This window comes from Acetobacter sp. DmW_136 (assembly GCF_008690365.1).
In the GTDB taxonomy this organism is placed as follows: Bacteria; Pseudomonadota; Alphaproteobacteria; order Acetobacterales; family Acetobacteraceae; genus Acetobacter; species Acetobacter oryzifermentans.
Map to the genome: position 1 here is coordinate 1 of NZ_VHON01000009.1, position 25,569 is coordinate 25,569.

A 25,569-nucleotide genomic window follows, 5' to 3' on the forward strand; every position below is an offset into this window, starting at 1 on the left:
ATATGACCGGTGCGCTCATACCTTCATGTCTGCAATCCATATCGCAGCAAGCGTCATCTTCTATCTCAAAGAATGAGTCCTGAGCCTAGATATAGTCAAACCGAACATCGTGTGACGGTGACTGCATAATCGGATATGTTGTCCTCCTTAGGCAGCAAACGCTCCTCACAGCAGCGCACCATGCCTTTCCATAGCCTCGAAAACGCCATCGCCAATCAGATCAGGCGGTCCATGAAAGCCTGTGTATTGATCGGCGACCTACAAAGTTATTCTCAAAGTATCCACAGACTTATCAACATAGGAAAAACACTCAAAATAGGCTGTGTTTTTAGTCATATTCATTCCGGATTCGAAACTCTAAGTCATTGATATTCCAAAATACTTAAAACCGCCTTTTGGGATTTAATCCCAAAAGTGCCCTTTTTTACAACAGTGTTCGGTTTTTTGTGGTACAAAACACACGGCCACACTGCGGTAATAATAACACACCAGCCCAGACACCCTAAAATGCGCCAGATAGCACCCTAAAGCAGCCTACATGATTCTGTCGCCCCCTACACAGGGCTACAACAAGACGCAACGAACGCTCCGCACCATCCCCACCGAAAACTCCCGCACACCATCACAGCCGCAAAAAAACAGCCTCTCCGTCCATATAAGCCCATACACTCCCCCGATTCACCTTCTTGCCGGCAGAATTTTCCCAAGAGACGCCCGACACCCCCCTTTCCTCTTCCATACGCCCCATTTTCCCGGTTTGGAGAGCACGCTACCTCAATTTCATATGCACCCTTCGGATGCATATGAAATTGCTACGCTTTTTCTCTTTTCTTCTTTCCTCTATCGCCGAATAAATTCGGCTCCCTTTTCGATGCGACATCGTAACACGACACACCCCCCTCCAACTACGCGGGGGCAAAAAAAGGCACTTGCCCTGTATTTCATGTACCAAATCCGGAAAAAAAAGTGGTCATTTTCTACCCCCCCTTTTTTTGTGGCCCCTCATTCAGCGCCCCCAAAACCGCCCCAAAAAAAAGTTATCCACAGGATTTCCAGACGAAAATACCTATAGATTAGGCAACCGTCACCCCGATTTTCGATCAGATGCGGGAAAGACCCTACTTATTTGCCGCATATCATGCGGATATAGCCTTGCGGTTTGCGGCGATTAAGCGCCATATTCTCCGCAAGGAGTGCAGGAAATATGACGCGATACATTCATCAGTATGGCGACTGGCCGGATTTCCGGTGGGACAAGGATTCCATCTCCCATGAACTGGCTGCGGTGCGTCATCGGCAAGGGCGGCTCCTGGGGCGCATGGAGAGTCTTGGTTTCGATTTCAGGTCGGAAGCCGTGCTCCAGACCCTGACGGAAGACGTCATCAAGTCGAGCGAGATTGAGGGCGAAAACCTCGATCGTGAGCAGGTGCGCTCTTCCATTGCCCGGCGATTGGGGATGGATATTGGCGCGCTGGCGCCAGTGGATCGGGATATCGAAGGCGTCGTGGAGATGATGTTGGACGCAACCCGGCATAACGCTGAGTCTTTGACTGAAGAAAGGCTGTTCGCCTGGCATGCGGCTCTGTTTCCGACTGGCAGGAACGGCATGGCACGCATTCTGGTGGGAGAGTGGCGTGATGACAGAACCGGTCCGATGCAGGTTGTGTCTGGCCCTGTCGGACGGGAGAAGGTCCATTATGAGGCGCCGACAGCCAGCAGGGTGCCCGCGGAGATGCAGGCCTTTCTCGACTGGTGCAATGCCGAGCACGCACTGGATCCAGTGCTGAAGGCAGCCATTGCACATCTGTGGTTTGTCACCATTCATCCGTTCGAGGACGGAAACGGGCGTATGGCCCGGGCCATTGGCGACCTCATGCTTGCGCGTTCGGAACAGACAGACCAGCGGTTCTACAGCCTATCAGCCCAGATCCGCCACGACCGGAAGGATTACTACGCAATCCTTGAGGCTACTCAGAAAGGAGATATGGACATCACGCTCTGGCTGCACTGGTTTCTGGGGGCTCTGGATCGCGCATTTGACCGTGCTGAGCTGGTCCTGGGAAAAGTCATCCAGAAGGCCCGGTTCTGGGATAGTCTGGCCGGGCAATCGATCAATGACCGGCAACGCCTCATGCTGAACCGTCTGCTGGACGGGTTCGAGGGCAAGCTGACCTCATCCAAATGGGCGAAGCTGGCAAAAACGTCCCCGGATACAGCCCTGCGAGATATCAATGATCTCGTATCACGCGATATTCTGGCCAGGGAGGCTGCAGGAGGAAGAAGCACCAGCTATGTGCTGGTTCTTCGTGAGGCGCGGGTCGGATGCAACATGTCCAGTTGAGGGATCAGCGTCATAGCCAGCGCGAGCCGTTGCAGGGTGTGGTTTGCCCGCAGCGACGGAGAGCCGCTGGCTTTCTTTGCCGGGATCTGACGTCGATGGACGTCCGTGCGGAAACTGGCTGACGGATGATCTGTTCGGGTTTCTGACCACTGAAGCCAACAGGAAGGTCGGCGCGATCTATCCGAAAGCGATGCCTGTATATTCTGACGCAACTAGACGAACTGGATGTGTGGATGAAGACGCCGGTAGAAGAGGCGCTGCAATTACAACGGCTTTTACCGGATGGCTGGCTTGCTTGTGTCGATCCCCCCGCGACCTTTGGAATGATAGTTAAGGGGGGGGAAGTGGAATGTCCGGTTTCGGAAACAGCCTTCAGGAAGCTGACATTATATAAGGCAGTGTCACCTAAATCACGAACCCTTCCGCGCACGACGGATTTTTTGATCCCACGTCCGCAGCATAAGTACTCGTCTCTACCAGTCCGGTTCAGAGCGATGGCAGGCGGCTAGGAAGTCGCGTTATCCGCCTCTCCACTCCTTCCTGATCAGTTGCAGACCCCCCTCATATGTCGTGACGGAAAACTCAGGGAAATGACGTTTGAATTTCGTTGAGTCGAAGAAATTGTCTTGCTCGTAGCGTGGCAGAAGTTCCTTTATCTCCCGCACCCTTTTTGAGAGAATGCCTGCGATGATCAGTGGCCATTTACCAATAACCGAATAGGAAGGTGTGCGGTCGAAAGCTCGGCTGGCCATAGTGACAAATGTCTTATAGGTCGGTCGATCATCACAGCATGGCAGATGCCAGCTCTGGCCATAAGCATCCGGCGTATTACCCAGAGTTGCAAGAGCACGGCTCGCATCAGGCGTCCAAATTAGGGTCCGACGTGTGTCGTCACGGACAGGGACCAGTGGCCTTCTGCCTGCTTTCAGCCTGTCAATGATCAGAGCGTTGGTGAAGCTCTGTGTTTTCCCCGGACCATAGAATTCCGGCGCACGGGCGATGAGCACCGGAATGTCTCCCCGTGCCATTTCTTCCAGCACCATGGACGCCATTGCGGCGCGCACCCGTCCTTTCCGACCAACCGGGGCGAAGCGCGTTTCCTCAGTCTGGATCTGGCTGTTCTGAGGATACATGTAAGTATTGTCGAAATAGGCAAAATTGGCCCCAGCCGCCCGGCACGCTTGCAAGGCGTTCTTCAGCATGACCGGAAACTGCTCTTCCCAGAGCGTGCTGTTAGGGGGAAGGCCGGCTGTGAAATAGACAATCCGGCTGCCTTTCACCGCCTGTGCCGTCTGCCCTGCATCAAGCAGGTTCGCCGCCATGAGCGTGTCGTCGTCATTGACCTTGCGGGGATTGCGGCTCACGAGCCGCAGGTCCCCTGTGTGATGCTGATGCAATGTCCGCGCCAGTTCCGTAGCGATCTGGCCATTTGCGCCAAGAATTGTCTGCATGTGGGGCTGCCTCCGTTGTGCAGGTAGATTTGCCCTTACACTGTTAACGTTGAAGTTAGATTTAATGTCAAACGACAGATTGACCTTCAACCGGCCTTGAATGTTACAGAATGGCCGTCCGAGGACCTTGCCGCATGAAAGGGACAAGCCATGAGCCGCCGTATCCTGCACGTCGCCACCAATATCTCGCATTTTGACAATCCCGCACATCCGACCGGATTGTGGCTGTCGGAACTTACGCATGCCTGGGACGTGTTTGCCGCCAGAGGTTATGAGCAGCGCATTGTCAGCCCCAGGGGGGGCAAGGTTCCACTTGACCCGCGTGCGTTGAAATGGCCGATGCGCGATACCTCCTCCAGAGCCTGGCTGGCCGATCCGGCTAAGATGGCCCTCTTATCTGCAACGGCCTGTCCCGCAGACATCAATCCGCAGGATTATGATGCGATCTACTTTACCGGCGGGCATGGCGTGATGTGGGATTTTCCGAACAGTGAAGGCCTTCAGGCCATCACACGCGTAGTGTGGGAAAAGGGGGGTATTGTTTCCGCTGTCTGCCATGGATATTGCGGGCTTCTGAATACCCGGCTTGAAGACGGTTCTTTTCTGGTGTCCGGGCGCAAAATCACCGGATTTTCGTGGACTGAGGAGAGGCTGGCGGGCGTCTCCGGGGAAATACCCTACAACGCGGAAGCTGAAGTGAAGGCGCGAAAAGCACTTTACGAAAAAGCCCTTCTGCCGTTCATGTCCCATGTCGTGGTGGATGGAAAACTGGTGACAGGCCAGAATCCTTTTTCAGCCAGAGCGACCGCAGGAAAAGTCGCGTCCTTTCTGGGAGGGATTTAAGGCGGAACAGCTTTTTTGCTGCGTCCTCTGCTCACGGACTGACGACGATCTGTCCTGTCCAGAAGACGCACATCGTCCGGTGTGATGTCCAGATTGTCGGAAGGTCCTGCAAGCACATTCGTCAGGACACGATGGGCGTTAGCCGCGCAGTCCATGTCTTCGGGGCGCGCCTGAATATCTTCCACCAAACGAAGGAGATGCGCCTTGCTCTGGGTCAGACGTGCCTGCAGCGCCTCAATATCCGCAATCTTGCGTGTCAGTGCGTCCATGAGCGCATCATGATCCCAGTGTTGCAGATCAGAGGGCAGCAGGGTGCGGATTTCATCCAGCGTAAATCCGGCCCGTTGCGCCGTTGTGATGAGTCCCAGAAGCAGCACGGCCTGTGGTGGGTAGGTACGGTATCCGTTGGAACGACGATCAACCGTTGTCAGCAATCCGATGCGCTCATAAAACCGGATTTTTGACGTCGTAAGATCGGTTTTCTGGGCCAGTTCTCCAATCTTCATCATCAGTCTTCTGTTACAAATTCATCTTGACGTTGAACTTATGTTCAACGTTAGCGTCTGAGCATTATCAGTTTTGAATGCTCAGGAGAAGTATCATGTCATTTGTCACGACACTCGACGGTGTAGAGATTTTTTATAAAGACTGGGGACCGAAGGATGCACAGCCTATCGTTTTCCATCATGGCTGGCCACTCAGCGCCGATGACTGGGACACGCAGATGCTGTTCTTCCTGAGCAAGGGCTTTCGCGTCATTGCGCATGACCGCCGTGGTCACGGACGATCTGCGCAGGTGAGCGACGGTCATGACATGGACCATTACGCGGCCGACGCATCGGCAGTTGTGGAACATCTCGACCTGAAAAACGCCATTCATGTCGGGCATTCGACAGGGGGCGGACAGGTTGCCCGCTATGTCGCGCAATACGGTCAGCCGCAGGGACGGGTTACCAAAGTCGTGCTCGTCAGTTCCGTGCCGCCTTTGATGGTCCAAACGGATCGCAGCCCCGAAGGCGCACCGATCGAAGTGCTGGACGGACTGCGTGCCGGGCTGGCAGCCAACCGTGCGCAATTCTTTCTGGATGTAGCGAGCGGCCCATTCTACGGTTTCAACCGCCCTGAAGTTGACGCTTCAGAAGGGGTGATCCGCAATTGGTGGCGTCAGGGCATGATGGGCAGTGCAAAAGCCCATTATGAAGGGATCAGGGCCTTCTCCGAAACGGACCAGACAGAAGATTTGAAGGCAATCATGGTGCCAACCCTCGTCCTGCAGGGGGATGATGATCAGGTGGTTCCTTACAAAAATGCAGCAATTCTTCAGGACAGGCTACTTCAGAACAGCACGCTGAAAATCTATCCTGGTTATCCGCACGGCATGCACACAACCCATGCTGATATCATCAATGCTGATATTCTGGCATTTATTACTGGCTGAAGACCGAAGTATACCGATGTGGCGTTTTAATGTGGGCAGGGGGCTGTTTCGTCTCTTCGCCTGCCCACGTGAAATTAATCTCGCAATATCGCCGGGCTGAAATCAGCCAGTAAGGTCAGCTTTACGATAATATCTCGGATAGACACAATGTCTGATATGAGGGCGACTACAGTCTGTCAGCTTTGTTTCTGCTGAGCCGAGGGGCTGTTTAGGGGGACAACGGAATGTCTGCTCAATGGTAATAATAGAGAGAAAGCGGTCGGATTACAATCTAGAATCTTGACCTAAAGTAACGACCAAGAATATATGGAAATAGCTAAATAGAGTTTAGGTTGTCGGAAAGCTAAAGTGTATGAGACCCCATGATTAAGCAGACGAGCTACGATCGAAATATATGATCGATCCATGAAGCGCAGGCTCATGGGTGTCGGACGTGCCATGAGCCAATCCATTTCGCAACGCGATCAAAGCTTCGATGGGGTCAGGCAGCTCTGTAGGGTTGGGGACGGACGCGGGTAGAATTCCAATTTTCCTAGCCTTATCGACAAGATTGCGAAGCGTCCCACGAGTTGCACCTCCATGCCCGATGAGTCGATGTTTTAGTGCCAGCTCGAAGGCGCCAAGAGCCAGCACTTCACCCCCCACGAGAAGCTCGTAATCGAAGAACGCGTAGATGATCGCGCTTCGAGCACGATCAAAGGCTGCCGCAACGTCCGTGGGCGTGACGGCCGAAAGGCATATGTTGGCTACCGCCGCATGATGGTCCGCAAGGGTCATTCTGCGAAGCTTGCCGTCTTCGGCGATAGAGAGATTTGCAAAGCGGGGGTCGCGTTGCAGGATATCTTCGGTGGCTTTGATCGCCATTATTTTAATCCGCCTTATTCTGCCCGTCGCTTCCCATCATTGGCTTTTAGCTGTCAGACGGTCAAGCTCGACCATTTGCCTTTATTAAGTTAAAATCCATGTAACCGACGCAAGCCGTTAAATATTTAATAGGCCCTTCAATATGAAAAATTGCTCTCGCACCCGTTTATAAGCGCGAAATGGTGTATTCAGTTTCCCGGTCGAGAAACCGGATTGAAAGAGGACGTGCTTTCTGAGACGATCTATCATGGGTAGACCTGAAGCCCCGAAATGTCGCCGCGCTTGTCGGGAAAGCAGGCCTAACCGTGCGTCCCTCATCAAATATTTAAGGCTACATCGGGAAATCCAGAGGAAGCGAGAAGGAGGCGAAAATGACTGACAATCGGACGACCAAAATCTCCTTACGATTCGGCCAAATTTGGCGGACTACCATCCCTGGCAATTTAGAAAATGCCCGTGAAATTGTAAGCGATCCGACGCCAACGGTAGTTGCTTTCGTTTTGCGAGCTCCATCTGGCGCGCAGTTAGCGGGTGGCCGCACTGTCGTCTCAGTTCCAGAGTGGGAAAGATGGGTAGAGAGCCACAACGCTGAACCGATTAGAGCTGAGGACATGCATAACCCACCAGGGACGGAGCCGCGCCGATACTAGCAATTCGCTCTCCGTGCCAAGCTGTCCACACGGTTACGCCCGTGCCTTGCAAACCTGTGAGACCTAGCGCGAAGACGCTACCAGCAGGCGAGGACGCGTGCATGCCCGCGAGGTCAAGCGTCAACAACGCACGTGTTTGATCTCCGAAGAGTTTATCCTCCTTGATCTTAAACATCCTGCCCTGAACCTTAGCCACGCCTACGATACAAGATGTCCGCTAACCGGCTCGCGCGCAATGTCGCCTACGTCTCAGATGAGGGCGGAAGCAGCCTGTCTGCCCTGTTTCCGCTGGGGCAACAGGGGCATTCGCCTTCTTTCTGGTCTGGAAGATAATATTCTGTTTGCCCCGCAAAAGCTGATTATACACCGGTTACCCGGCTTGACGTTCATCCCTTCTATCTCGAGCGATCCTTCCGAGTGCGTCGATAATTCTCGCATGGTCATGTCGCTGTCGAATAAAGCGACGCCCGGCCCGAACCATTCTGGCATGCGTCGTTGAGTCATCATGCAAACTGACGATCAGCGCAGCCAGTGCTTCAGCGGTTTCTCCTGTCGCGTCAGCAAAATCTCCGGGCAGTTCCATTCCCTCAGCGGCAATCGGTGTCATCACGCACGGGACGCCAGCAGCCATACTGTCCAGCACCTTACCCTTCACACCCGCTTCAGAGCGAAGTGGGGCGATGCTGAGACTAACCTTGTCGAACAGAACCCCGCAGTCAGGGACGGGACCGATCACTTCGACGCCGGGTGCTGCGAGCAGCCGAACGCTTTCCGGCATGTCCGCGCCCGCAATGGTGCAATGAATATCAGGACGCTGCCTCCACACGAGAGGCATGATCTCTTCAGCGAGCCAGATCGCGGCGTCGGTGTTTGGCGCGTGAGAGAAATTACCAAGAAAGAGAACCCCGTGACGTGTGTCAAACGCCGGTGTCCGTTTTCTAACCGCCACCTCCCAGGGAACGACATGGACTTCGACGCCCGCCACATCACGCCGGAGGATCGCGGCCTCAACGGTCGAATGGGTCAGAACGACGTCGGCCTGACGGGCGGCGGCGTATTCTGCATCCCGGACCTGCCGGGCCTTTGCCATCAGTTCCGGTCGTTCCTCGACCACCGCCTGTCGTGCAATCCTCATATGATGCAGATCGGCGACGGCGTAGATCACCCGCGCTTTGGACTGGTACTGCCGGACGAGCGGCAGATAGCGCGTCGTAATAGACTGCCGGTGCAGGTAGACGAGGTCGAAACTCTGTGCCTGCCGCCGCAGAAGGTCTTCGACTGAACTGTAAAAAGGCGACGCGCAGATCTCGATATGTTCCATTTGTGGCGTTGACGCGCTTCCCATCTCATCCGCCGCCACAAACGAGATGTCATAGCCAAGTGCCCGAAGAGCAGCCATATGTGACAGAATGGCACATGAACCAGCGTCACGACAGGCGTTCGGCACGCGGCTGTCGATGACCAGCGCTCTTGGAGAACGGTTTTCCGGAAGCGCCAGCCCCCGACGGGACTGTTCACGCTGTGTCGTGCTCCAGATGCGTCCCGACTGATGGTCGGCATGGCTCTGTTTCAGGCGCTCGATCTGCGCGGCCAGAAACGACAGCGCCATGTCATGATCTTTCACATTCTGAACGGAGCCGATCGCCCTGCGAACAGCCTCTTCAAGATCCGAATCAAACTGGTTGGCCGCTTCAAGCACGACCGGCTGCCCCAGAAGGGCTCCCGTGCGCTCGTTCCGGATTTCAATGATCTGTCGCGTCAATGATGAGAGGGGTGGGACGAAGAAAAGATCAAACCCACACCGTTCCGGCCCGGCTCCTGCGTCAGCCACATCAGGACGGCGCCCGTTGGCAATGCTCCGTTCTACAATCATCCCGTTTACCGCAACCTGTATGGCAACTGACTCTTCAGGCTGCGCAGGATCATAAATCCAGCCGCAGACCCGGTCGCGGGAGACGCTGTCGATATAGCCGCGCATAGCGGTCGACGATGCGGGCACTGCTGATCGCGCGATGGTATGGGGGCCGATAGTCTGCTGGTCTACAATCCATGGCGTATGGCCAAGAAAGTTCCGTGACGTGCCGGGATGATCTGCCTGCGCGATTTCGATGACATGCCTCATGTGTGGGGTGAGACCACCCGGCACGACGAAACAGAAACCACAGTCCGAGCCGACATCAGGGCGAGGACAATCGGCCACGACTTCCCCGATGGCAATGCCATTATCAAAGATAGAGAGGCGCAATGGCTCTTCCGACTGAGGGTTTCTGGCCCAGCCCCGGATGACAGTTCGCGTCACTTCGTCGAGATAGCCTTCGACGATGCCACCTGAGGTTGGAGCTGGCGTTATCCCTACTTCGGTGTTCAGGCGTGCGCGAACGGTTTCAAGGATCGGCCCTTCTTCGATCCGGGGAGTACAGTAGGCTGCCGGAAGCGGCAGGGCTTCCGGGTAAAGTGCACGAAATTCGGCGGCGTTGTGAAACATGCCGCGCGACCCGTCATCGATAAAGCTTTCCGAAGGCGCCCCTTCAGCCAGAAGGATATCGTGCGTTTCCAGCTCGATGTGGAAATAGGTGACCTGATCAATGCTCTCCGCCTGAAGAATGCTGACCCCGTTAACGAGACAGATTGCCGGTATGAGCACGCCCTCCAGGGCCATCGCATGCAACGGAGAGACGGACAGGTCCCGTCGCGGCAGGCCGCCACCCAGCGCTCCCGCCCGGATGACGATCGGCAGGACGTTCCGGTTCCCCCTGACAAACGGGCCGGAATACGAACGGTGTCCGATCCAGCGGATAGGGCGCAGGGCACCTGATGCCGTCCGCACCCGATTACCGATGGCGAGATCTTCTACCGCGATCTCGCCTCGTTCAGTCTCAATCAACGTGCCCCGGCAGAAGCAGGGGGTGCCGTCATCTGGCTCCAGAGTGGCGACTGTGCCCCCTGATCCGTCATCGCTGAGGGCGAAATGCTCCCCAGCGTAATCACCATCAAGGGAGACAGAACGTGAAACGCTTCCTTCGGTTACGGTCAGAACCGGGTCACCTTCCAGCGATGCGCTCCCCCCGGACTGGAAGGTCATGCCGCTGAAATCGATACTGCCGCCGTTCTGGATCGTTACGCCTCCTGCAGATGATATATCTGCGGCGTTAATTCTCCCGCCACTGGCGACCGTTACGCTCTCGATCACACCCCCTTCGCCGGGGCGGATGCCAAACGTGCCGCCGGGGCCGACCGTCAGGTTCCGGACAACCCCGGTGGAATCCACTTCAATGCCGCCGCCATTGCTCACGGTGACATTGTCCGCGAGAGCGGCGATCTCGATATACCCGCTACTGGTCACCAGAACATCGTTGATGGAGCCGCTGTTGACGATGCCCCAGCCATGACCTGTGACCGTCAGATCCGTAATCGTGCCGCCGTCGACCTCGAAATAACCGTTTTCATCCCAGTTGCCGATGACGGTCACGCCAGAGGCAAGGCCGCCGACATCGACGGTCAGATCGCCCTTATCGACCAATGTATTGATGGCCAGTCCGCCATCCTCGACAAAGAGTTCACCGCCATCGCCCAGTTCGGTGTCCGTCCAGACGGCGCCATTGCCGATAGAGACATCCGAGCTGACCAGATGGACGCCTGACGAGGACGACGACGTGATATCCGCAGAATCCGACATGATGACGCTCCTGAGCATGGCCGCACGGCAGGCGGCTTTTGCTAGGATATTATATGCGATATCTCGCAATAACAAGCGGAGAATTTACTATTTGTATAAACGATTCTCCGTTCAACCCTGTATCGGACCTCAGCCTCGCGGTAGTCCTCCGGACCAGACGACTTCGCCCACGACATCCAGACCTGCGGCGTCTCCGGTCTGAAGTTCTTGCGGCGGATAGCGATCGTTGTCCGCGAGAGCCCGGATTCCGCCACCCAGTCGACGCTCCAGACGACGCAGCAGGATATCGCCCTCGACCCGCAGCGCGAAGATGGCGCCGCCCTGAACCGTGCGGGAGCCGGTATCCACGATGACAAGGTCGCCTTCGCGCAGGGTCGGCGCCATGGCGTCCCCCGAGACGCTGACGAGACGGAGCGTTGCCGGGTCGCGCGGGAGGGTAGCTTCCAGCCAGGATTTTCCGACGCGCAGACCTTCGTCTGGCTGAGGCGACAGCCAGGGGATCACGAGCTGATGGCCACCCCGGATCGGGGGAGCGCCTTCGCTGCCTGTATCGAGGCCCGCTCCCACGCCAAAGGCCAGCCAGTCCAGTGAAACGCCACAGGCGCGGGCGAGGGACGCCACGGCAGAAAGTTTCATCTCGCTGCCGTTCATGTAATCCCGCAGCGTTGTGTAAGGCACACCAGCCGCCCTGGCGGCATGGGTGATGCCGATACTCTGGGCGGCCTGCCGGAGACGCTCGCCGCGTTCGCGGAGCAGGCGGGCCTGATCATCAGACATGCGACGGCGCCTCGGTCTGGTACGGATGGTCACAGGCAATCTCTCTTCCGTGATAGGGAAAAGTGACCACTAAGCGAAAATACGCTTGTATGTATATGCGGTTATGCGTATATATTTGCATCGTAGTGTGAAGCGGGTCTCCATTGATCCTGGGCCCAATCTCGCATGAACCACGTGTTCTGTCGAAGGGTTTGTCATGACCGATGAGGTTCGTTCGCTGTCTCCCGTTCCGTTCCGCGATCCCCGGCTGGAGGAACTGCATGCCGGACTGCACGATGTCATCCGCCTGATGGAACTGGAGCATCATCTCCTGCGCGGTCGCCTCGATACGCTGAAGGCCGACAGTGAAGGAGCCCAGCTCCTTGAGGGCATCATCGTGCTGGGTGGTGTGCTGAACCGGAAGCTGGCCCATCTGCTGGGCCTGTGCCGCGACGTGGGAGGGCTGTGACATATGAGCATGCTGCGCTCTCTCGCATTGATGTTTTCCCGGCTGCCGCGTCTCGCGCAGATCGGTGGCGGCGTCGCAGCCCTCGCAGTGGTCGGGACAGGCGTATCCTCGTTCAGTGGCGGATCTGGTGACAGAACTGCGATCCGTGCGGTTCTGGCAGCCCATCAGGCGATCGACACGCGTTCCTGTCTGACGTTCCGCTTTGCACCCGGACTGAATTTCGAGAGCTGGGCCGGTCGGCAGTTCTGGATGGCATCGACGCCCTGGACGGCCCCCGATCGCCATCCTTTCATTTTCTATGCCGGTCCTGCGGATGATACGGCACCGGAGATTGTTACCGACATGACGCATCGGGGGGTGCTTGAACGTCATCTCGTGCCGGTCAGCTTTCTTGCCGGCGGCGTGGCGTCGGCAGCGATTTATACGACGCCGCATAACGATCCCGATTTCAGCTACGAGCTTGTGCAGCCGGGGTTCATGCAGCGCGGCAGTCCGCTGGGGACGCTGGCCTGGCCGAACAGCGTGTCGGTCGCGCAGGGTAATGGTGTCCAGCAGCCCCTCTATCTGTTGCATCCCTATCTGATCAGTCAGGTCAGCGGCGTCTGTGTGGGGCTGCATCTCAGTGGCATCACCGACATCAAACCCCATGACAGGGACTGGGCCGGACGCGACGTCATGACGGCTACGGCTGTTTACCGGAGTGAGGACCTGAAGGACTGGATGCAGTCACCTGTGTTCCGCAGGACGATCGGGTCTTTTCAGAATCTGGAAAATGGCAGGGATATTCGTCATCGGCTTGTTTTCCATCGGGGACCGAAGGGTCTGGAACTGGTTGGTAATCAGGAGGAGCAATAGGCCATGCGTTTCCGGACCATGAAATCCTTGCTGGCTGCACCGCTGCTGGCGGCGCTGGTCACAACCGCCCTGACCGGCGCTTCCGTCCCGTCTGCCTGTGCGGCATCGGACGACCGCAAGGCCGCGCAGGCAGCCGATGGTATTCTGGCGACGCTGCGGGCCCTGCCGGGTGACCGGGGCGATCTGGAGGAGGGAAACAGCCGTCGCGTCTGTCTCAGGCTGGGAGGTGATGCCATCCATAGTGAGGCGGCCTGGCCCATGTCAGCCGTCGCCGCCAGTAGATACACGGCTGGGGTCGAGCCGGGGGCAGCCTATAATGCGGGCACCACCGGTGTCCTGCTCGGCGACGGTCCGCGTGGCATGGAACCAACGCCATTCGTGCAGGCGCTGATGGCGGCGGGCGTGGTGCGGCGTGTGTCGGTGACCTGGGTCGTTCACACGACGCATCCCGGTATGCCCACGGCAGCACAACTGGGGTTGCACGATCTGGACGACAGCTCGGAGTCCAAACCCTCTGGGCCGCCGCCCGACGATGTCGAGGCAACGACCCGCTTTGACGGTGACCTGTTTCTGGGCTCCGGTCCGGAGATCGTCGGGCATTTTGAAATCCCGCCCGATGAACAGGGTCATATAGGGGCGGTGAGCATCCCGCCTTTGCTCGGGACCACATCGCCCCCGTCCGGTGTGAGCTCGGTGTCGCGCTACTGCTACACGCTCAAACCGCAGCGGGTGCTGGAATACGGCCCGCTCCAGACGGTCGAGCCGGGACATCAGCGGATCACGGTGGCCGTGCTGATGACGCCCGAACAGGTGCCGGGCTGGGCCAGCGATCCGCGTGTGCTGGAGGTCTTTGCCCCACAGTTCATTCGTCCTCAGCAGGTGTTCCTGGCGACCTACGACAACTTCGGGGACGGCTGGAAAAAGTTCGGCCTGACCTTCGCAAAGGATCTTGCTGAAACCGGACATTATGTCGGGGAGTGAAAAATCGGGCAGGAGCTGAAAAGAGTAACGATTTTTCTTGTGCCCAGAATGACCGAAATAGCACGATAAATCAGTTGCTGTTTTTGTCGGTGATTCGCCAATGGCATCCAATCCGATCCTGGTCAGGCTTCCTCAGGAACTTGACGATCTGCTGAATGAGAAGCGTGGCACGCAAACGCGGGCGGCGTTTCTTGCAGCGGCTCTCGCCCGGTATCTTGGGGTGGATGACGCGGCTGCCCATATTCCCAAACGTGGTCGGCCTCGCAAGAAGGTTGCATCGGTTTCTCCGGCAGATCCGCCTGCGCCAGAGGACGTGGTATCTGCTGAAACTATCGAAATCCCTGATATTGCCAGTCTGCGGACTGTCTCCTGGAAAGAGATCACCGACTCATTTCCCTGGTATATCGGCCAGGATGCACGGCGGACGCTGTATGTTTCCGATGACGGCGGCTTTGTGTGGTTTTCGATTGAGGAACGCTACGAGTCAACGGGAAAGGCCATCGTCGACATCATCAAGAAGCACGGGGGATACTGGAATCGCGATACCGGATGGTCCGTAGCGTCACCGGACGTTCTCAACGTTGTGAAAGCCCGGGCCCTGAGAGCGCGACCGGCATGGTCTATCAGGCCCATGCGTGAAAGGGATACAAATCGGCCGTTCCAAGTCGAAGTCCTGGAGATTGCCGGGGGCTGGGCACTGATCCGTCTTGATCGCCCCACTCTTGTCGCTGCGGGCGGCGCGGCACGGACGGCTATAATCAGACTTGTCGGGGCGATCGAGACATCAACCCCGTCTCCCTGGTGCCATGATTTTCAGGACGAGGAGTGTCTTGTCAGCCTCCCTATGCCGATGACAACGGTCAGAAAACTGGTGAAGCACTGGAACAGTCTGCATCCCGTCGAGACGAAAACCATTGTGGCGGATCGCGCGCAGCAGAATGCGTGGCGTAACCAGTCGGTGTGCGTTGAGCGCGATACCGGCCTTGTCCATGTCACCATTGCTCTGGCCAATCCGCTTCATCGTATCCTGCTGGCATCGACGAGTGGGCGAGTGCGTCCCGGCACGCCTGTTGGGCCGACCGCCACAGTAACGGATGACATGTGGGCGGAGATTGCGAAAACATTCGCTGCTATGAAGGTGGCTGTGCGGGAGCATCGTAAGACGACCTCCCGTTTGGATCCGAAAACTGCAAATCTCTCTGCGATACCGGGTTGGGAGAAGCCCGCAGAAAACAGTTACAGATTTTTTGCGCACCAGAAGGACGGCATCCGGTTCCTGCTCGATCGGGATATGCGGGGTATTCTGGGGGACGAGATGGGGCTGGGGAAGACGGGGACTGCCATTGGTGCTGCCGTGGGGTGCAGCGCTCAGCGCGTTCTCGTCGTTGCTCCCGCGAATGCCCGGTAGGTGTGGGACCGGGAAATCAGAGGCTGGTCCGGAACAGACCGCATTTTTCATGTCGAGGAATCTCTTCAGGATCTGACGGATCTGCCCGATGCCGGGTGGGTAATCGTCACCTATGATGTTCTGACCGCCCGGAGCGGAAAGTTTACGCCACCGGACGCTGCAACGGCGAGCTGGCTTCGGGCGAAGCTGCGGGAAGCCGGTCATTATCGGGTTCGTGCAGCAGCCGAGGCGCCAGGTAAAGACAGGAAAAGTGCCAGCCAGCTGGCTGCAGAAGAGGGACGCGATGAGGGTGATGGCAAGTTCACGCCTTTTCATTTTGACGCAAGAATTAATGCCGAGATTGGAAATGTGTTACGCAATCTGGTGATGCCAGCCGGTCGGGGGATCAGCAGCCAGACGATGACGCTCCTGCATCGGATGGGCCGACGCCTGTCTTCCGAAATGCTGCATGCGCTGATGGCGTGGCAACCCGACGTGGTTTTTGCCGACGAGGCCCATCGTATCAAGAACAGGGATGCCGGGCGTACCCGTGCTGTTCGTACCCTTATCGAGGATCGCTCACGGGGTGCGGTTCTCCAGACCGGCACCCCTTTGCGCAACCACGGCGGAGAGGGGGCCAGCCTGATCGAGGCCATTCTTCCCGGTGCCAAAGATCGTCTCGCAGGAGCACTGGCCCAGGGTCACCGAAGATCGGACCGAAATGCTGCGCAGGATGCAGCAGTAGCGGAAATCTTCAAGACGATCATGGTGAGACGGCTCAAGGCCGATGTGCTCGATCTGCCGGACAAGATAAGGCAGTGGGTGGAGATCGCACCGCAAGGGGAAGCCCTGTGGCACTATGACGAGGTCATGGCTCAGATCGCTCAGACGCTTGGGCGGGCGATTGCGAGGGGCGCTACATCCGGCGGTATTGCAAAGGCCATCATGGGGCTACTCTCGTCTGCTCGCAAATGGCTGGGTCTTGCCAAGATTGCCAATCCGGCCACGGTGGATCTGATTGATGACGTGGTCGAGGCGAAAGGGGCATGTCTGGTCTTCGCGCATCATCGTGGCGTGATTGCGGAACTGGAAAAACAGCTTCGCAGGCGCGGCCGATCCGTTGTGACGGTCCATGGCGAGACGCCTGATCGTGAGCGTGCGGACGCAGAGCAAATGTTTCAAAAAGGGGAAGTCGAGATCTTTCTGGGTTCGATCAATGCAGCGGGCGAGGCTCTGACCCTACATCGTGCTGATACCTGTGTGTTTGCCGAACTGGACTGGGTGCCGGCGGCAATGCATCAGGCCGAGGATCGCGGGCACCGGGCAGGTCAGGCGGCGAAAGGCTATCACATCATCACTCTGCTGGCGCATATGCCGGATAGGCAGAATCTGGATGAGTATGTGGCCAAGGTGCTGATTGAAAAACTTGCTAACATCAACACGATACTCGACGAAAAGGCTGGTATTGCCGGCAGGCGCATCGAGGGGACGGATGCCAGTGTAAGAAGCCGTGTGATCGCCGCCCTGATGTCTGAAGCCCAGCGGACAGAAGTTGCAAAGAACGCTCAGGTCGCAGCCACGCGAAAGCGGGCACCTCCGCGTCCGAGAAAACAGTAACGCTTTTCAGGCTGATACGATCAGTTCGAATCTATAACGGCTTGAGCTGGTATTTTTCAGAAACGAGTCTTGCGAGCTCTGGCAGGGTTAACGGTGTAGTATTTCTCTGTCTGTTTTTATTGTGTGATCTGATCCTGATTTTTCCCGGGCTTTGAGGTCTCACACCCTAAATTCCCCAAAGGATTTTGTTCTTTTCCGATCTGGTATCGGTTTTTGGCGTGTGGGTTCCTCGTCCCGCAATACTTCCAAACGAGAACATCAATGTCTGATCATACAACTACTTCTTCCGCTGTAGAGGCGGATCTTATGCAGCTTGTAGCACTGCATCGGCTGCTTGACTTCGCCATAAGCCAATCGCTCGAGGGCAATACGGACGACCGCATCCTAGAAGGCGTCGTTATCCTGACCCGCATGATCGGACGCAAGGTCCGGTGCGTGACCAGCAAGATTCTGGATGGCGAAGGCTCCGGCTGCGACTGACGCACTCCTCCTCACTCATATCCCTTTCTTCCATTAACAGGCGCGCTCATATCGCGTCTGTTCTCGTTTCATAAGGAAAATAAAGAATGTTTCGCTCTTCAGACGACGCTACGCTGTCCCGTTTTCACCCCACCGAAGCCGATCTCATCACCTATCGGGGCCTGGCCCGAGCTGCCGCCCACGGGAACCACAGCTTCGGATGGAAAGGCGCTGGAATCCCTGCCTGAACGCATCGTGTATCAGATACTGGATTCTCTCAAACATCATGATATGGAAATAGATCTTCACCAGCCGATCATGCCTGATGTGGGGCCCGAGAAAGCGGATCTGACGCTGCGACGTCGAGATGCCGCCTGCTTTATCGAGGTGATCGGCTGCTGCGGTGTGAACCGCATCACCCGCAACGATCATGAGCGCCGGGGACTGGAGCGCTTCGAGCGGCGTGAAGCCTTCTACCGCCGTGTTGGCATCACCCCGGTCTGCATCTTTCTCGATCTTTTGGCGCGTCCGGAAGACCTGAAGGCACTCTGCCAGTCTCTGGTGGGCCGGATCGCTGACGACGGGCGTGACAGAGAGATGTCGCTCTAAGGACAAGGACCGATGTCTGAGGCGTGGGGTGACCGGAAACGGAACTCCCGCGCCAGGAATGGTAGCGCACGACATCCGTTTTGGTATCCGGAGTGGAGCCGAACGGTGTCAACAATTGCGAAAAAACCGTCTTGCTGTTTCAGGAATGTCTCATACCCTGATTGTAACAGGGAAATTGGCACATGATTCGAGGCTCAGGCCCCGAGCATCGAGTGAAGTCAGCTTCCCTTCATGGAGGTTGTGACGATGTTCAGGATAAAGGGAGATGATGGGGATCTGATAGTGCTACTTTGCCGGATCCTATGTTTGAGTGGGCTCTTAAAGCAGGAAGGGATGTACTATGTCGTCGGATAAAAGTACAGTTCAGGAAAGAGAGTTTCGTGGCCTGCTGCGTTACTCTGCCGCAGCGGCGTATATTGGTCTTGCAGAAGGAACGCTACGAAATCAGCATGAAGAGCTGGGAATTCAGTCGGTGAAAATTGGTCGGGTGCGGTGTTTTCCGGTGAAGGCGCTTGATGATTTCATTGAGCGGAAGATTCTGGAAACAGAGAGAAAGCAGCTCCGGAAAAAGCGGCGAGGTCGCGGAGAGAGTCTGGTATTCAGTCCGGATTTCAGTTTCTGGATTGTGATCGCTGCTCTGTTGCTTGTGGCTCTGATCAGGCTGTCATTTCTGACAGCCTGACGGAAACGCTAGTCCTTATCGGCAAAGTTGCGTTTCTCATACGCGATTGCTTTGGCGGCCAGATCTTCCGTGTGAGGCTGGTAGTACCTGTCCAGGGACTTGATATCTTTGTGACCTGTCACGCGACGAAGTTCGAGTGGGTTGGTGTAAATCCGTGCGAGGCGGCTTGTCGCCTCATGTCGAAGATCATGGAAGGTAAGGTCCTTGAGACCAGCTTTCTTCGTCATCCGTCCGAACCGGACTGAAAAAGCATCTTTGCTACCAATATCAAAGACGAGATCTCCGGGCCGGGCGGATTTGCGTTGTGCCTGAAGGGACCGAAGCAGGCGGGCGGCTCCGGGTGTCAGAGGACGGATTTCCGGACCACGCTCCACAGCGCGATGCATGGTCTTCGTTTTTCCCAAGGGCAAGGCATAACGATCAAAGTCAATGTCACGCCAACGGAGTGTCAGGGCTTCCTCCCGTCGGGTGCCTTGTTCAATGGCGAATTGGACGAATATGGCATCGTCCGGCCAAGGGGACAGTGCCATGGCTTCCAGAAGGCGGTCGTATTCATCACCAATGAGACGACGGTTGCGCTTCTTGTCTGCGCCAGTGGGTCGCTTGACCGCCGTTGCGGCAGCCGGGTTTTTTGAGAAAGGCAGGTCCCACTCTGCGATCGCATGCTGGCAGATCGCAGCGAGCAGGTTGAGGTGTTTGACCACCGTCGCAGCGCTGTATTTCTCAGCCAGCCGATCCCGGAGCCCACGGACTGCTGTGGAGGTCAGATCGACCAATGCAAGCTGCGCGATCTCGTCCTGAAGGATAGCGGGGATGTGACCTTTGCGATCATTGTCCCGGGTTTGCATCTCTTCGCGCACATAACGGTCGACCAGTTCGCGGACAGTCTGACGTTCCAGCGGTCGTATGTCCTCAAACTGTCCGAGTTCCAGTTTGGCGGACGTCGCGTCCAGCCAGCGCCGGGCCAGTTTGGCCGAGCCGAAGGTTTGATGGATCCGCTCTCCGCCTGCGATACGCTTGCGGGCCCGATACTGGCCCTTGCCGCGATATTCAACTCCGGCCGGGAGCGGACGGCCTGTCGCTGGATCAATTTTGGCAGAAGTGATTCGATCTTTCATAGTGAGCCTCGCTTGGGCCCAGCATAGCCTTTTCATGGGCCCATTGGGACCATGTGCTTATCGTCTTTTTTGGCGATGGGCCCGAGGTGGGCCCAAAAGCATTCAATCATTCCGCGACCAAAACTCTAAGTCATTGGAAAGATTGGCGTCCCGTACGGGATTCGAACCCGTGTTGCCGCCGTGAAAGGGCGGTGTCCTAGGCCTCTAGACGAACGGGACAAGAGGCTGTGTTGAGGCGCTTTGTAGAGATATTGCTGAGGGGCGTCAAGGCAGGAAATAGACTTTTACGGAGGTTTTTGAAAAAATCATCATTCCATCATATGCCAGCATATTGCCAAAGGGTCATTCCAGTTCAATTGGCATGCATAAGTACCAATTGAGGATAGCAAACACATGCAAGCCAAGCATTTTATAAAAGGTCTTATGGTTTTCTGTCTTGGGTTCCCAACAGCCGTATTGGCGCAAAGCATCGCGCATAATATTGCGGCCTGTCAGCTTTCTGATGGTCATCCTGTATTTTGTGGCCTGCCCTTTACAGGGGACGCTGTGCTGCCTTTAACGTCGGAAAACGGCAGATATTATAGATGTTCAGTTACAGTAGGAAATGCCACATTCTGTAAGGCGCCCTATACAGGTAATGCCGTAGTTCAACAGCTCAATGGCCAGTATGCATCTTGCCTGATTGAATTGGGGGAGGTGAAATTTTGTAGTCTTCCCTACACTGGTCGTGCTGTTATTCGTGGTTGGTAGGGAATATTTTAGAGGCCAAGCTCTAACAGTTTTTTCTGCAGAGAAAGAGGCAGGCCTACGGCGTGCGTTGGAGTGCCCTGCAAATCAGTGGGTGCATCTTGGCTTTGCAGATAGCGCCATCCCTGAAAGGGCCGTATGGCTCGGGGTTGTACGGGAATAATCTTGGGGGAAAGCAAGATAAGTGTGCCTTGTGTGCCGTCCGCCCGTGTTGTGGTTTGAATATCCATAATGGGCTGTCGGCATAGAATAAGCCCGTTGATGACGCGGTACAGTGAACCACCATCCAGAAGGGCATCTTTTTGTTTGGGAAAAGAGCGTGTGTGCACTACCGGTAAAGGAACATCATAATCTGGATGAGCATAGGTATTGAAGGGCTGTTTCAGCCGTTCAGTCAGATCTTCGAGTGATTCAACACCCACAGCCAGCTTGATCAGATTAAGCATTTTTCCAATGTAGTGCGTCACTTACATCAGACAAGGCTCTATTTTTAAAGCACCAGCGCATGCAGCAGGGCTTCCAGCCGTAATCGGCCTTCTTCTGTGGCGTGTAAATGGGTGGGGGTTTGCACAAGGTAACCTTCTTCCACCGCAGCCGCCAGAATAACCGGGTCTAGGGTTTCAGACAGGTGTAGGCCTGTGCGTGCCTCAAAATGTTTGAGCGCAACGCCTTCCTGTAAACGCAGGCCCATTAAGAGCATTTCTCGTGCACGTTCCTGCGGTACAAGTGGTTCCTGAGATGTCTGGCCAGAACCTGTGCGTTCCACCAGTTCGGCCCATGGTTCAGGCGCACGGTGCCTGCGCGTAGCATACAGTTGGCCATCCAGTGTAATGCGCCCATGCGCGCCGGGGCCAAGGCCCAGATAATCACCGTAATGCCAGTAGGTCAGATTATGGCGGCTTTCACTACCCGGTTTGGCGTAGTTGGAAACTTCGTAAGCATTCAGCCCATGCGCATGGGTGATGGCTGTTGTTGTTTCATAAAGTTCAGCGGCTGTTTCTTCATCAGGCAGGCTGAAGCTGCCCTGCCGATAAAGAGCTTCAAATTTGGTGCCCGGTTCAACGGTCAACTGATAGAGCGAGACATGGTCTGCTACCAGTTGCAGCGCTGTCTCCAGCTCAGTTTTCCATGCGGCCACACTCTGGTTGGGGCGGGCGTAAATCAGGTCAAACGTAATGCGGGGGAACAATGAGCGGGCAAGTTCCAGTGCAGCCAGTGCTTGCGTAGCGGAATGCTGACGGCCCAGAAAATGCAATGCCTTATCATTAAGGGCCTGAATGCCGAGGGAGACACGGTTTATCCCGGACTGCCTAAAATCTTTCAGCCTTTCAGCTTCTACGCTGGTTGGGTTGGCTTCCAGCGTAATTTCAAGGTTGGGGGCCGCGTCAAACAGGGATGTGGCATCATCTATCAAACTTGCGACTGTTTGTGGGGCCATAAGTGAAGGCGTGCCGCCGCCAAAAAAGATGGATGTCAGACGGCGGCGGCCCAAACGGTTTGCCTCGTGTGCAAGTTCTGTACGGAGCGCCTGGGCAAAGCGCGCCTGTGGAATTTCTGCCCGCACGTGTGAGTTAAAGTCACAGTACGGGCACTTGGCCAAACAGAATGGCCAGTGGATATAAAGGGCGAGTGTGTCCTGCTCCACAGTATTAGATAGCCACTTTCACGCCTAGTTCTACAACACGATCCGGCGGAATACGGAAGAATTCCATGCTGGAGGTAGAGTTGCGGAGCATGAACAGGAAGATAGACATCCTCCAGCGTGACATACGTGGCACAGAAGACCGGGTAATCAGCTCGCGAGATGTGAAATAGGATGCCTGAAGGGCATCAAAATCCACACCGTTTGCTTTCAGTTCTTCCAGTGCGCGGGGAATGTTGGGCATTTCCATAAACCCGTAGCGCAGCACAATGCGGTAGATATCTGGGGCCAGTTCCTCCACAGCTACGCGGTGGCCGCGTTCTGCCTCTGGCTGATCAAGGTTCTGCACGGTTACGAAGAGCACGTGGTCATGCAAAATCTTGTTATGCCGCAGATTATGCAGCAGACACGGGGGCACAAAGTCTGGTGTACTGGTCATAAACACAGCCATGCCGGGCACGCGAATAATGCGGGACTGCGGAAGGCGCGCGATAAAGGATCCCATGGGCAGGCTATCCTGCCGCTGGCGCGCAATAATAAGGCTGCGACCCTTTTTCCATGTGGTCATCATCAGCGTTAACACACAGCCAAGTAACACAGGCACCCAACCGCCATCAGGAATTTTAAGGGCATTGGCGGCAAAGAAGGTGCTGTCCAGCAGCAGGAAGCCACCAAACACAGCGCCTACTTTCCATGCTGGCCAGTCAAAATGGCGCCGGAAAACGACAATGGCCAGAACAGAGGTGCAGATAAATGTACCCGTAACCGCAATACCATAGGCGGACGCCAAGGCATCAGAACTGCGGAAGGCTACCACCAGCAGCACAGCGCCCACAGCCAGAAAGCGGTTGAAGTCTGGCAGATAAATCTGGCCTTCTTCTTCCGCATTGGTGTGGGTAATGCGCAGGCGGGGCATATAGCCAAGCTGGATCAACTGGCGGCAGATGGAAAAGCCGCCGGAAATGCCAGCCTGACTGGCAATAACGGTTGCAAAAGTAGAAAGCACCACCATTGGCCCCTGCATCCAATGTGGGCATAGCAGGAAGAAGGGGTTTGCCAGAGCTTTGGGGTCAGCAATAACCAGAGCAGCCTGACCGAAATAGTTAAGCACCAACATGGGCAGCACAAAAAAGAGCCATGCATAACGGATGGGTGCACGGCCAAAATGGCCCATATCGGCATACAGAGCCTCAGCCCCGGTTACGCACAACACAACAGAACCGAGGGCAAGGAAGGAAAGCTTGCCGTGGTAGAAGATGAACTCCAGCGCATAGGTAGGTGAAAGCGCCGTGAGAATAGCTGGGTGATGTAGAATTTCGATCAGCCCCAGCGCACCTAGTGTGCCAAACCACAGCAGCATGATTGGCCCAAATATGGTGCCAACTTTGCCTGTGCCAATCCACTGTACGCTAAACAGGCTGATAATCACCAATATGGCTACGGGTATCACAAAGTCATGCGCGGCGGGCACGCTCACTTCCACGCCTTCAATGGCGGAAAGCACGGAAATGGCGGGGGTAATAATACCATCACCAAAAAACAGACAGGCGCCTACAATACCAACTAACCCTAATATCCATCGGGTTTTCTGGTTAACCACCACACGTTGGGCAAGGGACATAATAGCAAGGATACCGCCCTCACCATTATGGTCAGCTCGCATGATCAGGATGACGTATTTGACCGTGACAATCAGGATCAGTGTCCAGAAAATCAGGCTGGCAACGCCCAGAATTTCCCACGGAGCAACCTGATGGTGGCCCGAAATAACTTCTACAGTAGAGCGGAAGGCGTAAAGTGGGCTGGTGCCGATATCACCATACACAACGCCCAACACACCCAGCAGAGCGGCAAAGCCAACAGGGGCGGCAGCGTGCTGCGGTTGGTCGGCGTCAAATTCCGTAATGCGCCGCGGTTCCGGCGCTGAAGCCACATGCGGCTGATCTCCTGTAGGAGGAGAACCAGCCGGTTTGTTGGCGGGGTCAGTCATGGTGTTTCTGGCTCCACGTCAGTCTTACAGGGGCACGTTGCCCCGTTCGCCCTGCATAAAGGGCGCAGATAGGTGGAAGCAAGGCATACTGGCTTCCACCCAGAAAATGAAAATCAGGGAGAAGGTGGCCGCGGCCCGAAAATTGCGGTGCCAACACGCACAAGAGTTGCCCCTTCGGCAATGGCTTGTGGGTAATCGGCAGACATCCCCATGGAAATAACAGGGAGCCCATGTTCCTGCGCCATGCTGCGCAGAAGCCTAAAATGCGGCACAGGGTCTTGCATGGCGGGAGGAATGCACATCAGCCCTTGCAACTTTGCCCCAAACTGCTGGCGACAGGTGCGGATAAAGCTATCTGCTTTTTCACGCGGGACACCAAATTTCTGGGGCTCATCGCCTGTGTTGACCTCAATGAGCAGCTCAGGCAGGCGACCTTCTTTATCTGCTGCTTTGGCCAGAGCTTCTGCCAGTTCCGGCCGATCCAAGCTTTCTATAACATCGGCAATGCGTACTGCATCACGCGCTTTGTTTGTTTGCAGGCCACCAATCAAATGCAGCCGAAGGTCAGGGTAAGTTGCCCGCAGGGTGGGAAACTTGCTGGCAGCTTCCTGCACACGGTTTTCTCCAAACACACGCTGGCCTGCGGCAAGAGCTTCCTGCACGCTGGAAAGCGGATGAAATTTGGAAACGGCAACCAGCGTGACAGAGGCGGGATTCCGGCCTGCTGTGTGTGCTGCTGCGTCAATATTCTGGCGAACGGCAGTAAGCCGGTCCGCTAGAACAGATGAGGGAAGGGTGGATGGTGTTTCCATGAGGCGTCAAAATTCTTGAAGACGCGCACTTGGTCAAGTGCCGCAAACGCCGCATACCTATGTTGGGAGAGGAAGATAACCTTTTCAGGCGCCTAGGCTCAGGACTCATTCTTTGAGGTAGAAGATGAAGCTTGCTGCGATGTGGATAGCGGACATGAAAGTGTGTGCGCAGCGGTCATATC

General features: G+C 56.0%; 21 protein-coding genes, 1 tRNA gene and 1 pseudogene. 12 read left to right on the forward strand and 11 right to left on the reverse strand.

The genetic code is table 11. From position 1 onward, the window contains the following. Positions 1-1,204 precede the first annotated feature (1,204 nt). Both FKW31_RS04615 and FKW31_RS16325 read left to right on the forward strand, forming a co-directional pair. Entirely contained in the window at positions 1,205-2,341 is a 1,137-nt protein-coding gene (locus tag FKW31_RS04615; protein ID WP_089179602.1) for a Fic family protein, read from the forward strand. A 36-nt stretch (positions 2,342-2,377) separates the two neighbouring features. Further along, positions 2,378-2,649, forward strand: a pseudogene (locus tag FKW31_RS16325) (SOS response-associated peptidase family protein); the annotation flags it as partial. A 210-nt stretch (positions 2,650-2,859) separates the two neighbouring features. On the opposite strand, the gene FKW31_RS04625 reads toward FKW31_RS16325, so the two are convergent. Continuing rightward, positions 2,860-3,792 (reverse strand): SDR family oxidoreductase, encoded by a 933-nt coding sequence (locus tag FKW31_RS04625; RefSeq protein ID WP_150177937.1) that lies wholly within the window; start codon positions 3,790-3,792, stop codon positions 2,860-2,862. Between the two features lie 150 nt (positions 3,793-3,942). On the opposite strand from FKW31_RS04625, the gene FKW31_RS04630 reads away from it, so the two are divergent. Then, entirely contained in the window at positions 3,943-4,635 is a 693-nt protein-coding gene (locus FKW31_RS04630) for a type 1 glutamine amidotransferase domain-containing protein (RefSeq protein WP_089179604.1), read from the forward strand. Here the strand turns inward: FKW31_RS04630 and FKW31_RS04635 are convergent. Then, complete coding sequence (locus FKW31_RS04635) at positions 4,632-5,144, reverse strand: MerR family transcriptional regulator (protein ID WP_238332741.1); 513 nt, start codon at positions 5,142-5,144, stop codon at positions 4,632-4,634. The genes FKW31_RS04630 and FKW31_RS04635 overlap by 4 nt on opposite strands. A gap of 92 nt (positions 5,145-5,236) precedes the next feature. On the opposite strand from FKW31_RS04635, the gene FKW31_RS04640 reads away from it, so the two are divergent. Then, the gene (locus FKW31_RS04640; protein WP_075632385.1) at positions 5,237-6,073 is read left to right on the forward strand and encodes an alpha/beta fold hydrolase; all 837 of its coding nucleotides are present in this window, start codon (positions 5,237-5,239) and stop codon (positions 6,071-6,073) included. Positions 6,074-6,439: 366 nt separating this feature from the next. Here FKW31_RS04640 and FKW31_RS04645 read toward each other — a convergent pair whose 3' ends face one another. The 3 genes from FKW31_RS04645 to FKW31_RS04655 form a co-directional block, all read right to left on the reverse strand. Continuing rightward, on the reverse strand, positions 6,440-6,937 hold the full coding sequence (locus FKW31_RS04645) for a hypothetical protein (protein ID WP_150177938.1): 498 nt from the start codon (positions 6,935-6,937) through the stop codon (positions 6,440-6,442). Between the two features lie 1,020 nt (positions 6,938-7,957). Further along, on the reverse strand, positions 7,958-11,263 hold the full coding sequence (locus FKW31_RS04650) for a Hint domain-containing protein (RefSeq protein ID WP_150177939.1): 3,306 nt from the start codon (positions 11,261-11,263) through the stop codon (positions 7,958-7,960). Positions 11,264-11,392: 129 nt separating this feature from the next. Continuing rightward, on the reverse strand, positions 11,393-12,040 hold the full coding sequence (locus FKW31_RS04655) for a LexA family transcriptional regulator (protein WP_150177940.1): 648 nt from the start codon (positions 12,038-12,040) through the stop codon (positions 11,393-11,395). A 196-nt stretch (positions 12,041-12,236) separates the two neighbouring features. Here FKW31_RS04655 and FKW31_RS04660 point away from each other — a divergent pair, with 196 nt between their 5' ends. From FKW31_RS04660 to FKW31_RS04695, 8 genes are all read left to right on the forward strand, one after another. Further along, entirely contained in the window at positions 12,237-12,488 is a 252-nt protein-coding gene (locus FKW31_RS04660; protein ID WP_150177941.1) for a hypothetical protein, read from the forward strand. A 3-nt stretch (positions 12,489-12,491) separates the two neighbouring features. Continuing rightward, entirely contained in the window at positions 12,492-13,343 is an 852-nt protein-coding gene (locus tag FKW31_RS04665) for a hypothetical protein (RefSeq protein ID WP_150177942.1), read from the forward strand. Between the two features lie 3 nt (positions 13,344-13,346). Beyond that, positions 13,347-14,324: a hypothetical protein gene (locus FKW31_RS04670; protein ID WP_150177943.1), complete on the forward strand. Its 978-nt coding sequence runs from the start codon at positions 13,347-13,349 to the stop codon at positions 14,322-14,324. A gap of 100 nt (positions 14,325-14,424) precedes the next feature. After that, the gene (locus FKW31_RS04675) at positions 14,425-15,732 is read left to right on the forward strand and encodes an SNF2-related protein (RefSeq protein WP_150177944.1); all 1,308 of its coding nucleotides are present in this window, start codon (positions 14,425-14,427) and stop codon (positions 15,730-15,732) included. Continuing rightward, positions 15,733-17,328: a DEAD/DEAH box helicase gene (locus FKW31_RS04680; protein ID WP_150177945.1), complete on the forward strand. Its 1,596-nt coding sequence runs from the start codon at positions 15,733-15,735 to the stop codon at positions 17,326-17,328. A 306-nt stretch (positions 17,329-17,634) separates the two neighbouring features. Further along, positions 17,635-17,808: a hypothetical protein gene (locus FKW31_RS04685; RefSeq protein ID WP_231888558.1), complete on the forward strand. Its 174-nt coding sequence runs from the start codon at positions 17,635-17,637 to the stop codon at positions 17,806-17,808. A gap of 270 nt (positions 17,809-18,078) precedes the next feature. Continuing rightward, positions 18,079-18,396 carry a hypothetical protein gene (locus FKW31_RS16330; protein WP_238332742.1) on the forward strand — a complete coding sequence of 106 codons (318 nt, stop codon included), beginning with the start codon at positions 18,079-18,081 and terminating at the stop codon, positions 18,394-18,396. A gap of 340 nt (positions 18,397-18,736) precedes the next feature. Next, positions 18,737-19,078 carry a hypothetical protein gene (locus tag FKW31_RS04695; RefSeq protein ID WP_089179600.1) on the forward strand — a complete coding sequence of 114 codons (342 nt, stop codon included), beginning with the start codon at positions 18,737-18,739 and terminating at the stop codon, positions 19,076-19,078. An 8-nt stretch (positions 19,079-19,086) separates the two neighbouring features. Here FKW31_RS04695 and FKW31_RS04700 read toward each other — a convergent pair whose 3' ends face one another. The 6 genes from FKW31_RS04700 to FKW31_RS04730 form a co-directional block, all read right to left on the reverse strand. Continuing rightward, complete coding sequence (locus FKW31_RS04700; protein ID WP_150177946.1) at positions 19,087-20,196, reverse strand: site-specific integrase; 1,110 nt, start codon at positions 20,194-20,196, stop codon at positions 19,087-19,089. Positions 20,197-20,339: 143 nt separating this feature from the next. Beyond that, positions 20,340-20,415 (reverse strand) — tRNA-Glu (locus FKW31_RS04705). Positions 20,416-20,954: 539 nt separating this feature from the next. Beyond that, positions 20,955-21,389 (reverse strand): DUF1489 family protein, encoded by a 435-nt coding sequence (locus FKW31_RS04715; protein ID WP_035353660.1) that lies wholly within the window; start codon positions 21,387-21,389, stop codon positions 20,955-20,957. Between the two features lie 44 nt (positions 21,390-21,433). Further along, positions 21,434-22,588 (reverse strand): radical SAM family heme chaperone HemW, encoded by a 1,155-nt coding sequence (gene hemW, locus FKW31_RS04720; RefSeq protein WP_150177947.1) that lies wholly within the window; start codon positions 22,586-22,588, stop codon positions 21,434-21,436. Between the two features lie 4 nt (positions 22,589-22,592). Continuing rightward, the gene (locus FKW31_RS04725) at positions 22,593-24,575 is read right to left on the reverse strand and encodes a potassium transporter Kup (RefSeq protein ID WP_006115820.1); all 1,983 of its coding nucleotides are present in this window, start codon (positions 24,573-24,575) and stop codon (positions 22,593-22,595) included. Between the two features lie 113 nt (positions 24,576-24,688). Beyond that, positions 24,689-25,387, reverse strand: coding sequence for a YggS family pyridoxal phosphate-dependent enzyme (locus tag FKW31_RS04730; RefSeq protein ID WP_150177948.1), 699 nt, complete (start codon positions 25,385-25,387; stop codon positions 24,689-24,691). Positions 25,388-25,569: the final 182 nt, after the last annotated feature.